Origin of the sequence: Larkinella fluvii, from assembly GCF_051857545.1 — a bacterium.
GTDB lineage: Bacteria > Bacteroidota > Bacteroidia > Cytophagales > Spirosomataceae > Larkinella.
The window spans coordinates 17,271-29,878 of the sequence record NZ_JBPZHB010000023.1 but is presented as its reverse complement, the minus strand read 5'-3'; the positions used below and the strand labels follow the sequence as shown (position 1 = coordinate 29,878).

9 protein-coding genes are annotated in these 12,608 nt (G+C 54.3%); 5 read left to right on the top strand and 4 right to left on the bottom strand.

The genetic code is table 11. The annotated features are described in order from the left end of the window. Positions 1-559: 559 nt before the first annotated feature. From ACS5NO_RS32955 to ACS5NO_RS32945, 3 genes are read left to right on the top strand one after another with little or no spacing between them, the layout of a single operon-like run. Entirely contained in the window at positions 560-3,712 is a 3,153-nt protein-coding gene (locus ACS5NO_RS32955) for an efflux RND transporter permease subunit (RefSeq protein WP_439419045.1), read from the top strand. Between the two features lie 25 nt (positions 3,713-3,737). Further along, positions 3,738-4,844 carry an efflux RND transporter periplasmic adaptor subunit gene (locus ACS5NO_RS32950; protein ID WP_439419044.1) on the top strand — a complete coding sequence of 369 codons (1,107 nt, stop codon included), beginning with the start codon at positions 3,738-3,740 and terminating at the stop codon, positions 4,842-4,844. 23 nt (positions 4,845-4,867) lie between these two features. Further along, positions 4,868-6,238: an efflux transporter outer membrane subunit gene (locus tag ACS5NO_RS32945; protein WP_439419043.1), complete on the top strand. Its 1,371-nt coding sequence runs from the start codon at positions 4,868-4,870 to the stop codon at positions 6,236-6,238. A gap of 53 nt (positions 6,239-6,291) precedes the next feature. On the opposite strand, the gene ACS5NO_RS32940 is transcribed toward ACS5NO_RS32945, so the two are convergent. The 3 genes from ACS5NO_RS32940 to ACS5NO_RS32930 are packed head-to-tail and all read right to left on the bottom strand — an operon-like array spanning position 6,292 to position 9,824. Continuing rightward, on the bottom strand, positions 6,292-6,654 hold the full coding sequence (locus ACS5NO_RS32940) for a high-potential iron-sulfur protein (protein ID WP_439419042.1): 363 nt from the start codon (positions 6,652-6,654) through the stop codon (positions 6,292-6,294). A gap of 20 nt (positions 6,655-6,674) precedes the next feature. Next, complete coding sequence (locus tag ACS5NO_RS32935; RefSeq protein ID WP_439419041.1) at positions 6,675-8,828, bottom strand: PVC-type heme-binding CxxCH protein; 2,154 nt, start codon at positions 8,826-8,828, stop codon at positions 6,675-6,677. 42 nt (positions 8,829-8,870) lie between these two features. Continuing rightward, entirely contained in the window at positions 8,871-9,824 is a 954-nt protein-coding gene (locus tag ACS5NO_RS32930; protein ID WP_439419040.1) for an amidohydrolase family protein, read from the bottom strand. Positions 9,825-10,060: 236 nt separating this feature from the next. On the opposite strand from ACS5NO_RS32930, the gene ACS5NO_RS32925 reads away from it, so the two are divergent. Then, a complete protein-coding gene (locus ACS5NO_RS32925; RefSeq protein WP_439419039.1) occupies positions 10,061-10,297 on the top strand; it encodes a hypothetical protein in 237 nt (78 codons plus the stop codon). A gap of 73 nt (positions 10,298-10,370) precedes the next feature. Here the strand turns inward: ACS5NO_RS32925 and ACS5NO_RS32920 are convergent, their stop codons facing one another. After that, positions 10,371-11,606, bottom strand: a complete 1,236-nt coding sequence (locus ACS5NO_RS32920) for an isochorismate synthase (protein ID WP_439419038.1) — start codon at positions 11,604-11,606, stop codon at positions 10,371-10,373. A gap of 233 nt (positions 11,607-11,839) precedes the next feature. On the opposite strand from ACS5NO_RS32920, the gene ACS5NO_RS32915 reads away from it, so the two are divergent. Then, positions 11,840-12,607 (top strand): LytR/AlgR family response regulator transcription factor, encoded by a 768-nt coding sequence (locus ACS5NO_RS32915; RefSeq protein WP_439419037.1) that lies wholly within the window; start codon positions 11,840-11,842, stop codon positions 12,605-12,607. The last annotated feature ends 1 nt before the right edge of the window (position 12,608 follow it).

Here is a 12,608-nt window from a genome sequence, read left to right as displayed (position 1 = left end):
ACGGGGTCATACAAAATGAATCATCCCTAAGGGATGGTCAAGTCCAAAAATCCCGTAGGGATGATTCATTTTGTATGACCCCGTTTCAACCAGGGGTGATCAACGAAGTGGATGGCAAATCCCGTAGGGATAATTCATTTTGTAGAACCCCGTTTCAATCGGGAGAAATCAACGAAGTGGGTGGCAAATCCCGTAGGGATGATCCATTGTGTAGAACCCCGTTTCAACCAGGGGTGATCAACGAAGTGGGTGGCAAATCCCGTAGGGATGATCCATTGTGTAGAACCCGGTTTCAACCGGGAGAAATCAACGAGTTGGGTGTAAAATCCCGTAGGGATGATCGTTGGAACACCCAAAGACGGTTATTTCTTGAAAGGCCGTAAGGAAAGAATACCATAGATTATTTGGCAATACGAAGAACTTACATAAATCTATAGAGTTACCGAAACCTTTTTAAAGTTAATAGCTGTTGTTACAGCAATGCGGTTCCGCGCCATCTCTCCTTCGATTTATTCAATTTTCAGTCAAAGTAGCCCTCTACTTTTCCCGATTATCTGTCATGTGGATTGTCCGTTTAGCGCTTGAGAAAAAGTATACCATCGCCGTGATGGCCCTGCTGATTCTGATTATGGGCGTTGTTTCCATCGTGCAGATGCCCACCGACATTTTCCCGCGCATCAACATTCCCGTCGTATCGGTCATCTGGGGCTATACGGGTCTGTCGACCAACGAGATGGAAAAAATGATCACCAACTTCAGCGAAACGGCGATCATCAACAACGTGAGCGATATTCAGCGGCTGGAATCACAGACGTATAACGGGACTGCGGTATTGAAGGTGTATTTTCAACCCTCCGTCAAGATTGAGGAGGCCATGTCGCAGGTGACGGCCATTGCCCAGACGATTCGCGTCCGAATGCCGCCCGGCACCCAGCCCCCGCTGATTGTCCGGTATAATGCAACCGACGTACCGGTTTTGCAATTGGGGTTGTCGAGCGATAGTCTGACCGAATCCCAAATCACAGACTATGGGGTTACCCGGATTCGACCGCAGATTTCTACCGTGCAGGGCAGTCGTCTATCCCAACCGTTTGGAGGGAAAACACGCCAGATCATGGTCGATCTCGATCCCGATCTGCTGATTTCACGGGGCGTTACGCCCGAAGAAGTGGTGAATGCGGTTTCGGCCCAGAACCTGACCTTGCCCAGTGGCCAGTTGCGCCTGGCCGAACGTGAATATGTGGTCCGGCTGAACACCAAACCGGACGTGATCGAGTCCCTGAACGATATTCCGGTGAAAGCCGTCAACGGCGTCACCATCCACATGCGCGACGTCGCCAACGTCCACGATGGCTCTTCCATCCAGACCAACGTCGTGAAACAGGACGGCGGTCGGGGCGTGTTGATGAGCATCGTCAAAATCGGCAATGCTTCCACCACGGCCATTGTCGATAAAATCCAGAATGAAATCATTCCGACCCTGCGCGCAGCCGCGCCGAGCAACCTGAAGATTGTCGGCCTGTTCGACCAGTCGGTTTTCGTTCGGGCGTCCATTCACGGCGTGGTGGTCGAAGGACTGATTGCGGCTTTGCTGACGGCGGCCATGATCCTGCTGTTTCTGGGAAGCTGGCGCAGCACGCTCATTGTGGCGGTTTCAATTCCACTTTCGATCCTGGCCTCCCTGACGGTTTTGTATTTGATGGGCGAAACGCTGAACATCATGACCCTCGGCGGTCTGGCGCTGGCCATCGGGATTCTGGTCGATGACGCTACGGTTACCATTGAAAATATTCACCGCAACGAAGAACTGGGACTGCCGCTTCGGGAAGCGATACTGGAAGGTGCCCACCAGATTGCGACGCCAACGCTGGTGGCCACGCTGACGATTTGCATCGTCTTCGTCTCGGTTCTGTTTCTGGAAGGCCCCGCCCGGTTTCTGTTTGGCCCCCTGGCCCTGGCCGTCGTTTTCGCCATGATGGCGTCCTACCTCCTGTCGCGGACGCTGGTACCGATGATGGCGGATCTGATGCTGCGCGGGGAGTCTCACACGCATACTCTGTCAGGGTCTCCGACCGCTGACAGGGTGAATTTACACACTCGCTTCAACCGGGGGTTTGATCGGCTGCAAAACCGTTACCTGAAAGGGCTGGAATGGGCGTTGAGCCACCGCCGGTCGGTGCTGGCGGTATTCCTCCTGGTGATCCTGTTTACCTCGGCCATGATCCCCTTCATTGGCCGCGACTTTTTCCCCAGTGTCGACGCCGGGCAGTTCCGACTGCACCTGCGGGCACCCGGCGGGAGTAGACTGGAGGAAACCGAGCGAATTGCCAGCCGTACGGAAGCCCTGGTCCGTGAGGTGATTCCGGGTCAGGAAGTAGGTTCGATCATCAGCAACATTGGTTTAACCAGTGAGCGGTATAACTTCATTTTTTCGGACAACTCATCGATTAGCCCCGCCGATGCCGAACTGCTGGTTTCGCTGAACGACGAAAAAAGCCGCCCCACGCAGGACTACATCCGAAAACTCCGGCAGGTTTTTCGGGAAGAATTGCCGGATGTCACCTTCTTTTTCCAACCCGCCGACATCGTCAGCCAGATTCTGAACTTCGGGTTAACGGCCCCCATCGACGTGCAGGTCATGGGTTTCGACCGGGGGAATAACCTCAAAATTGCCCGGGAACTCCAGCAGAAAATTGCCCAGGTACCAGGAGCCGTGGATGTTCACCTGCACCAGGTGCTGGATGCGCCGGAACTGTTTGTCAACGTCGACCGGGAACGGGCGGGGCAACTGGGTCTGAATGAGCAGAAAATTGCGACGAACCTCATGATTTCGATGAGCGGAACCGCGCAGGTGACGCCCAACTTCTGGCCCGATCCGCAGACCGGTTTTCCGTATCTGATTGCCGTTCAAACGCCCCCGTACCGCCTGAACACACTCGATAAGATGCTGCAAACGCCAATGGCGGTGAGTCAGGGTCGTTCGACACCGCAGCTCCTGAGCAACGTCACGCGCGTGGAGCGAAAACTGTCGCCGGTGATTATCAACCGCGTCAATACCCAACCCACCTATGACATTTATGCCTCCGTGGAACGCACGGACCTCGGTGCGGTTTCCGATGGCATTGAGAAAATTCTGGCCGAATACCGCACCCAGCTAAAACCGGGTAATCAGATTCTGATTCGGGGTCAGGTGGAAAGCATGAACAGTGCATTTTCCCGGCTGGGCATCGGCATCGTCTTTGCCGCCATTCTGGTGTATCTGCTGATGGTGGTCAATTTCCAGTCGTTCCGGTATCCGTTCATCATCATTACGGCGCTTCCGGGGGCACTTTGCGGCATGGTCTGGCTCCTGTTCCTGACACATACCACGTTCAGCATTCCGTCGCTGATGGGGGCCATCATGAGCGTCGGGGTAGCCACGGCGAATAGTATTTTATTGGTTAGCTTTGCAAAAGATCACCTGCCGGACGTCAATTTCAATGCCCTTGAAGCCGCGATGGAAGCGGGCCGAACCCGTTTGCGCCCCATTCTGATGACGGCCATTGCCATGGTCATCGGGATGTTGCCGATGTCGTTGGGCATTGGCGAAGGCGGGGAGCAAAATGCTCCGCTGGGCCGGGCCGTCATCGGCGGTTTGCTCTTGGCGACGTTTACTACGCTGCTGTTTGTTCCCGTGGTTTTCAGTTATTTAGCAGGCAAAAAACAAAATTAGTTTATACTTCTTTCTATTCCCAACCATGCGACGCATCTGGATTTGGTTCGTACTTTTAGGGTTGATCCTGCTGTTTGTCTTCGTCGGGGTTCTGCCGCGCATTCACAATGCGCAGGAACTTCGGGCGGAAGCCGATGCACAGAAAAACCGGCAGGAACTGGTCACGGTTACGTCCGTTAGCCATTCCGACGACTCGACCGGTTTGCTGCTGCCGGGGCAGATCATGCCCTTCCGCGAAACGCCGGTCTACGCCCGTACACAGGGTTTTCTGAAACGGCGGTTTGTCGACATCGGTTCGAAAGTCCGCAACGGTCAGATGCTGGCAACGGTGGAAGCCCCCGAACTTGATCAGGAGTTGATCCGCGCCCGCGCCGATGTCCGGCTGGCCCAATCGAACCTGGATCGGCTAAAAAGTGTGAGCCTTCCCGGTGCTATTTCCCAGCAGGATCTGGACAACCGGCAGGCCACTTACGAGATGAATCAGGCCAACCTCCGGCGACTGGAAGCCCTGAAAGCCCTGCAGGAAATCCGGGCACCGTTCAACGGCATCATTACCGCCCGCAACGCCGAAGTTGGCAATCTGGTTTCGGCGGGCAGTGGCGGGGCGATCCCGATGTTTACGATTTCGCAACTGGACACGCTCCGGGTGTATGTCGATGTGCCCCAAACCTATTATCAGTTGATCAAAATCGGGATGACGGCATCGATCAACGTACCGGAACTGAACAAAACTTTTACCGGAAAAGTCGTTCGCACATCCGGTACCTTACGCACGGAATCGCGAACTTTGCTGGCCGAAGTGGCAATTCCCAACCGGAACCAGGAACTGGTGTCGGGATTATACGGACAGGTGAAATTCAGTCTGAACACGATTCACCCGCCCGTGCTCATTCCGGCGAATACGCTGCTGGTGACATCGGAAGGACCACGCATCGTGGTGGTGCAACCCAATCGGGTGCTGCGTTTCCAGCCCATTACCCTGGGGCGTGATTTTGGAACGACCCTCGAAGTATTGGACGGTCTGAAAGGGCAGGAACAGGTAGTGACGAACCCCAACGACCGGCTCAAGGACGGGCAGCAGGTTCGGATTAAAGTGCAGGGACAGGCTTCTGCGACAAAACAAAAAGTATGAGAAAATCGGCGCTTTACAGTTTAATGCTTTTAATGCTTGGCAATACGGTTGCCCACGCGCAGTCGGCGGCTTCTTCGGGAAGCGCTTCGGGCGGTTCGGTGGCTTCCGCATCCTTTCAAACGAATACGGTTCGCGACGGTTGGGCGGTTTTTCGGGACCGGACGCTGGATTCCCTGATCGATCTGGGTCTGACCAGCAACCCCGACATCCGGGTGGCCGTCAACCGGGTCGAGGAAGCCCGGATACGGGTTCGGGTGGCCGAGTCATTCCTGTCTCCGTCGGTTCGTAGCAGCCTGAATTTCAATACCCAAAGCCTATCGCAATACCGCCCGATTGCCATTCCGGTTGCCACCGACAAGCTGCCGCGTTTGCAGCTCAACTCGTTGCAGGTTTTGCCCATCGACGCCAGCTACGAAGTCGATTTGTTCAAGCGGATTCGCAATACCGTTCGGGTTACCGACCTGCAACGGCAGGTGACAGAATCGGATGTGCAGATTACGCAACTGATTGTGGCTTCGGAAGTGGCCCGGCTCTATTACCTCATTCGCGCCAACGACAGTGAGCAGGCCGTCCTCCGGCGCAACATCGGCCTTCGGGATTCCACGATTTCCATCATCCGCGCCCGTTTTCAGGCCGGGTTGACCAACGAAATCGACGCCAAACGAGCCGAAACCGACATTGCCAACGTGCGGGTTCAGTTGCTGGGTCTGGAACGCAGCCGCACCGAACTCGTCAACGGTTTGTCGGGCCTTTGCGGGCAGGACCCCGCTACCTTTTATGTCCCCGTCGGACGGTTGGGAACCGGTTTTCCGGAACTGCCTTTCACCGCCATTTCGGTCGATCAACTCCGCCGTCGCCCGGATTTGCTTCAGGCCGAACAGCAATCACAGGTAGCCAATGTCCAGATTCTGGTCAACCGTTCGGCCCTATATCCCCGCATCAACCTCGTGGGAGCCGGAGGAACGCTGACGGGCCGCATCGGTACGTTGTTTTTCCCGGCCAGTATGACCTATTTACTCGGGTTCAACGCCAGTGTGCCCATTTTTGAAGGAAAACGGAATCAGCAAAACATCCGGTTGGCTCAACAGCAATTCAAGACTGCCGATGCCTCCTATCAGCAACGGATGCTGGTGGCACAGCGCGAAGCCGAAACCGCCCTGGACAATCTGCAAAGCATGCGTGCGCAAATCGACGCTCAAAATCTGGCCCTTGAATCGGCCCGGTATACCGAACGACTCAACCGGGAGCTTTATACGAAAGGTCTGACGACGTTTCTGGAAGTGCTCGATTCGCAGCGCACGGTTCTTGACTCCGAACGCCAATTGGTGCTGTTGCAAGGCCAACGCGCGTCGTTCACCGTCGCTTTGCTGAAAGCCCTGGGAGGAAGTTTTTAAAGGGTTACGACCGCAGGTGTTCCTATCCGTTGTCATTGAGAAACATAGACCTGCTAGCCTTTTACCTGCGGAGCCCAGTAGGTACAGTTGGCCGTGGCATACACCGGGCCTTTGAACAACATGCAACCGCCACAGGCCTTGCCCGCTGCGGGCGGTAACCACAGGTTGCAATTGCTACACTGCTTGTCGGAACTGGGCGATTGGGTTACATAGCCGAGTCCCTGCCGGGTTTTCAGATCGCCCTCACTCAGTCCAGAATAATCTTCACAGGGATTGGTTGCCGGTTTTTTCGTTTCATCGGTTTGGGTGGTTGGTTTGGAATCGCAGTTGGTCAGCAGGACGGTTCCACTGGTCAATATCAAGCCGATCGACGCACAGCGTTGCAGAAAAAAACGGCGGGATTTCAGTACATTCATCAATGACAAGGCGTTTGTAATCAGATCGAAGGCGGTTTTGCCAACGCTTCCCGTACGGCACGGATCGCTTTTTTTACGTCTTCTGCCCGAGCCGTATTTTCCAGACTTTGGAGTGCTTTGGTTACTTCGGCGTTGCCGTCGGTTTTGGCTTCAGCTTTGGTTATTCCTTCGGCCAATCCGGTTAAACCTGCCACCTGCCAGCTTTCTTTTCGCTGGGTTGGGCTGTTTAAGAATCCCAGAAACCGGGTTACTTCAGCGGGTTGGTTCCGACGGCCTACGATGTGCGAAAAATCCGCCAGAAACGTCATTTTTCCGGCAGTTGTATCACTAAAAAAGGTCTTCTGATTCAGGAGTGTACTCAGCAATTCCGGCGACGAACCCGCCGGAGAACTCAGCACCGCGGTTCGGAACCAGCCGTTTTCGCTGTGCTTTTGAACCACCTGCGCCAGTGCCGCGACAACGGCGGGGTTCGTGAATTGACCCGCACTCAAACACGCCTGCAACGCCACCTGCACGGACGAATCACCGGTCATTTTGAGCAATTGAGGCAGTAAATCAGGGTACCGTTCGGCCAGCATCAGGCCGTGTTCACGAACGCCGGGATGCGCATCCTGCAACGCCTGCCGAACCAAATCCCGGGTGAGGGCATTCAGTCCTTCGAGCGTATAGAACGCGTGCAGCCGGACGCGCGGATTCTGGTGTTGTGCAAATAAAGTCCTGAGCTGCGGAACCACCGACAGATCCCGGCGTTCCAGCAACAGGCGTTGCGCCTGCAACCGCCACCACCGGTTCGGATGCGCCAGCACCTCGACCAACTCCGCCGGTTTCCGGTTTCGCAGATTGGGCGAAGCAGCCGGGCGGTTTTTCGCCGTCGTCGGCAGAATTCGGTAGATCCGTCCTTTGTCGTTACCATTCAGGAAATCCATGTCTTCTTTCAGATCCTCCGGAATTGAAACCGGCGTTTCAATGTGCTGGCGGTAAAAGTCGACCACATAAAGCGCGCCATCGGGGCCGGTGGTCAGATTGTCGGGCCGGAACCAGGGATCGGTGGATGCCAGAAACTCGCGGTCGGTTTCGCCTTCTGCCCGTTTGGCTACGAAAACGGGGCTGTCGGCCAACGGTGTCAGCACATCGCGGTGAATCAGATTCCCGGCTACATCGCCCGTAAAAACCGACCCGTAATAGTCGGACGGGAAGGCGTCTCCGTCGTAAAACATGCCACCGGAAGAACCGGTAAAATGATCCTCGGCATATTCCTGGCGATCCAGTTTTGCTTCCGCGTATTGTTTTTGCCGCCGTTCGGTGCGTTCCTTGCGCCAGTACGGGGGCGGAGTTTGCTGAAACATCACCAGATCGTGATCCGAAATATTGAGGGACGATTTGGGACCGGGCAAGTGCGGATTTCGGCGCAGATACCGTCCGGCAATCGGTGCCTGCTGGATGTGAATGGTATTTTGGGTGAAAAAGCGATGTCCCCAATCGTCGATGGCCAGCCCAAACTGACCGGAACCCGACTCCACCTCAAACAACCCGCGATCCAGCCGAAACCGGAAATCCCCGCCATTGACGGTCAACAGGGGGGCGTCGGGCTTTCGATTAAACCGGATCTGACCTTCCTGCCCGTTGTTGTTGGCATAAATCCAGTTGTCGATTCCGTAACGAAGGCTCGTGATCTGGGCTTCGGAATTATTTGCAAAAAAACCGGTAAAAAGCACTTCCCGGGTGTCGGCCCGGAAGTCGCCATTGGTGTCTTTCAGAAACAGAATGTCGGGGGCTGCCGCTACAATCAACCCGCCTTCCCAGGGCAGTACGCTGGTCGCATCCGCGATGGAATCGGCAAAAATCACCGAACGGTCCATCCGGCCGTCGTTGTTGGTATCGGCCAGCATCCGGATTTTGCCTTTGCCCTTCCCGGTTTCGGGTTTGCCCGGATAATCGCCCATTTCCACCACATAGGCAATACCCTGTTCATCGAATACCAGATCCACCGGGTCGGCGATGAGCGGTTCGGCGGCAAAAGTTTCGATCTTAAAACCCTCCCGAAGCTGAAAACTCTGAAGCGCTTCCTCGGGCGACAACGGATCGGCGTACCGCTTTTTTGAACAGGAAGCAAAAAGGACGATACTCAGCAGGCAGGCAATCGAAAACAGACGATTTAGGCGGTATTCGTTCATTTTTAAGTGGGTAAAGGAGTCTTGACAGATTAGTGGAGTCGGCTACAACCGGAATAATTTTTTGGCATTTTCGTACAGGATTTTCCGCTCAATGGTTTTGGAAGGCGAAAGCCGACGGATGGCCGCAATGGTTTGCGAACCCTGGCAGGTGGGTCCGTGGCCAGCCGCATCCAGACAATCACTGCCATACAAAATCTTGTTCTGGTGACGGTCCAGAAAACCCCGGGTGTGTTCTTCATCCCGCAGCAGGGCGTTCAGTCCCGACCCGGCCGACATGTCGGCATAGACATTGGGATAGTCGCTCAGCAACCGATCGGTGAGGCCGCCGGGGGTTACGCTGGTTTTCGGATACAAAATCGTCTGGTCCTGGTGTCCCTTGTCGATGTTGGCCCACCAGGTTTGGGCATGTCCGATAAAATTGACTTTCGGGTATTTTTCCAGCATCGTATGAAACCGGGCGAAATCATGGTTATACATGCCGTATTGCCAGTGCATCAACACCGGAACGCGGTAGCTCTGAGCCAGTTCGTAGATTCGCTGCATCTCGGGCGAATCGCATTTCACGCCGAATTTGGATTCCCCGATGATGGGAGCACCCCGCTTCAGGTACTTTTCAATTTCCAGCGTCGCATCCGGCAAATCCGGCACTTCGTTGGCTCCGAACCGGAATTCGGTCGGGTGCTGCCGGGCCAGGTTGTAGCAGGTTTCATTGCCGCTGCACTTGGCCTGTAGCCCGTTCGACTCGCCTTTGTGCGTCGACATCCCGAAGGCCGGGGTGCCTGCAGGCAACAGAATCGTGGTGGTAACGCCCATCGCCCGCTGGTGCGCGATCAACTGGTCATGGGTCCGGCCCATGTAGTCGGTATGCTGGTGAATGTCGATGATGGGTTCGGACTGGACTCCGGCCAAACCGTTCAGGCTGACAGCCGTCCCGGCCAGTAATATACCGGAACGGGCTAAAAATCCACGGCGTGAAACCGATGCGGGATTCTTCATGCGGGGTTAAGGAAATCGTTTAGGATTTGCCCCCAATATAGTGAACTTTCCCCGGCTCTCCCTTTCTTTCAGGATAGAATCAATAAATTCGGTTACGTACCCGAAATGATCATTTCGTTAAACAGCGTACTTACTACTTTGAAGACGAACAGCCATTCCATCAATGGACAAAAATCTTTCAAACCTTCTTTCCCAAGCCGCGTTTTAGTGATATTTCCACTTTAACCCTATTGATTATGGCACTTGCAACCAGCCTGCCTGAAACCGATACCAACCCCACTGCAAACGCAGAATATCCCGAAAACATGCACACCAGCGGCTACGGCGGTTCTGCGGCACTGACTGACGGCCCCGATGAAGATGAAGAATATGACGAAGAGGAACTCACCATCACGGACGATGACGACGACGACGATCTAACCGTCGATGAAGAAGAACTAACCCTCGACGAAGACGAAGAGGATGACGTGTAGGCTTAAAAAGAGAACGATGGATGATGAACGATGGAATGACTGACACGTCCATTCATCGTTCATCATCCATCGTTTATTTAGTTATAACCGAAAGCATTGTATCGCACTTCAGTTCTGTCTCGCGCCATTCTTTCGCTGGTGAAGAGTCTTCCGTTAGCCCGGCACCGGCGTAGAGCGTTCCCTCCTGCCCTTCCAGTTTCATGCAGCGCAGGTTGACAAACAGGTCGGTTTCCGGGCCATCCTGGCGGACGATGTTGACCGGGCCGAGAAAACCGCTGTAGAATTCACGCTGGTGGGCTTCGTTTTGCAGAATGAAGGCCTGAGCCGTTTCGCGGGGCATGCCACAAACCGCCGACGTCGGGTGCAATAACCGCAGCATCACGGTGCCGAGTTGGGGAAAATTAACGGCCTGCGTATCGACTGAATAATCCGACCGAAGGTGCATCAGGTTGCCGGCAACAACGGTTCGGGGCCCTTCTTCGAGGTATTCCCGAACGCGGATTTTCTTGAAACAACCGATGATGTAGCGGCTGACCAGCGCCTGTTCTTCAATTTCTTTTTGCGTCCAGGGTGCATCCGCCGACCGTTTCTGCCGACCTTCGGAATCAAAAGCTGACTGGGTTCCGGCCAGGGCAACGGTGCGAAAAATACCGTCGGCATCGACGCTCACCAGTCGTTCGGGCGTGGCCCCAATCCAGACCTGGTTGCGATCCGGCAAATAAACCGCAGATACAAAAGCATTCGGATAGGCCTGACAAAGGCGATTGAACAGCGTCGGAATATCAGGCTGCTCTTCAAACCGGATGGTTTTGGTGCGCGACAACACCACCTTCCGAAACGTTCCGCGCTCCATCTGGCGGATGGCCCGGCTTACGGTTTCTTCAAAATCAAGCTGCTGATTTTGAGCCGATTTTACCACCTTGACGGATGGAATGACCTCTTTTTTAGCAATTTTTGAGTCGATCCGAAAGAGCGATTCAAAGGCCGGATGATCCGTTGGCAGTTTATTCTGGGCGGCCAGCATGGCACCATTTTCGTCGAAACGCCAGTAGAAATCGGCTTTTAGAAAGAAGGTGCTCTCGGCGTCCGGATTGACAAACGGGCTGACGGCAAAGCCCATCGGCAGTTCTTCAAAATCCATGACGACGGTGGACACCGTGCCGGAAGCGTCAATAATTAATTCGCGGTCGGTTCGATTGGGAAGGCGCCAGAGGGCTGCGGGATACCCCGCCTGAACAGCTCCCTGCCAAATGGAATGGCTGGTTTGCTGCGTTTGTACGGTTGATGACAAGTGTGTTGAAAATTGCATTGTCGAAATCGGGTCGATGCAAATTTAGCTGTATCCGAATAACAGTTTGTTCTGCTTTTTTGTGCGTAAAAAGCGACAAAGTCCGCAAAAAATCTGCCTGAGATGCCGTAATCTTCCCCATTTCAGGTCAGAAAAACAACAATTCGTGCGGAAAACTTTCCGGTTTGTCCCCTGCGCTGTTTTTATTGGATTTTATTGATTCGTACTTCCACTCCTTTTAATTTGGCAGAACGATGGACATTCTAATCATTGAGGACGAACCACTGGCTGTTCAGAAACTGGTCAAGCTCCTGAACCTGGCCGATGCCACCAGCCGGGTGGTTGGCATTACGGACGGTATTGAGTCGACCGTTGCCTGGCTGAATGCCCATCCCCACCCCGATCTGATTCTGATGGACATCGAGCTGTCCGACGGGCAAAGCTTTGAGATTTTCAACCTGGTGTCGATCGATTGTCCGGTTGTTTTCACGACCTCCTACGATGAGTTTGCGGTCAAGTCCTTTCAGGTAAACCGCTTCGATTACCTGCTAAAACCCATCAAAAAAGACGAACTGGCGCAGGTCCTCAACCATTACAAACAGCCCGAATCGGCTACTGTGCGTTCGACCGACATTGGCGAGTTGGTCGACGACCTGCGGAAACAGACGCGCCAGCCGGAATTCAGGAGCCAGTTTCTGGCCAAATACCAACACCAGCTCGTCTCGATCGATGCCACCGACGTTCGTTTTTTTTACACCCGGGAAGGCACAACTTACCTTTTTGGCCGCAACAACAACCGATATATGGTTGATTATACCCTCGACACACTGGAAGGGTTTCTGGAGCCTCACCATTTTTTCAGAATCAACGAGCAGTTTATCGTCGAACGACGAGCAGTTTCGCAAATTCATTCCTACCTTAACGGTCAACTTACCGTAGACCTGGATTCCGGCGGCATCGCCCAGGATATTGTCGTCAGTCGTGACCGCATCCGGGCTTTCAGGGAATGGATTGGACGATAAA

Coding starts and splice junctions, on each gene's coding strand:
- ACS5NO_RS32930 (WP_439419040.1), bottom strand. CDS start 9,824: ATGAAGAATCCCGCATCGGTTTCACGCCGTGGATTTTTAGCCCGTTCC.
- ACS5NO_RS32920 (WP_439419038.1), bottom strand. CDS start 11,606: ATGCAATTTTCAACACACTTGTCATCAACCGTACAAACGCAGCAAACC.
- ACS5NO_RS32950 (WP_439419044.1), top strand. CDS start 3,738: ATGCGACGCATCTGGATTTGGTTCGTACTTTTAGGGTTGATCCTGCTG.
- ACS5NO_RS32955 (WP_439419045.1), top strand. CDS start 560: ATGTGGATTGTCCGTTTAGCGCTTGAGAAAAAGTATACCATCGCCGTG.
- ACS5NO_RS32935 (WP_439419041.1), bottom strand. CDS start 8,828: ATGAACGAATACCGCCTAAATCGTCTGTTTTCGATTGCCTGCCTGCTG.
- ACS5NO_RS32915 (WP_439419037.1), top strand. CDS start 11,840: ATGGACATTCTAATCATTGAGGACGAACCACTGGCTGTTCAGAAACTG.
- ACS5NO_RS32945 (WP_439419043.1), top strand. CDS start 4,868: ATGCTTTTAATGCTTGGCAATACGGTTGCCCACGCGCAGTCGGCGGCT.
- ACS5NO_RS32925 (WP_439419039.1), top strand. CDS start 10,061: ATGGCACTTGCAACCAGCCTGCCTGAAACCGATACCAACCCCACTGCA.
- ACS5NO_RS32940 (WP_439419042.1), bottom strand. CDS start 6,654: ATGAATGTACTGAAATCCCGCCGTTTTTTTCTGCAACGCTGTGCGTCG.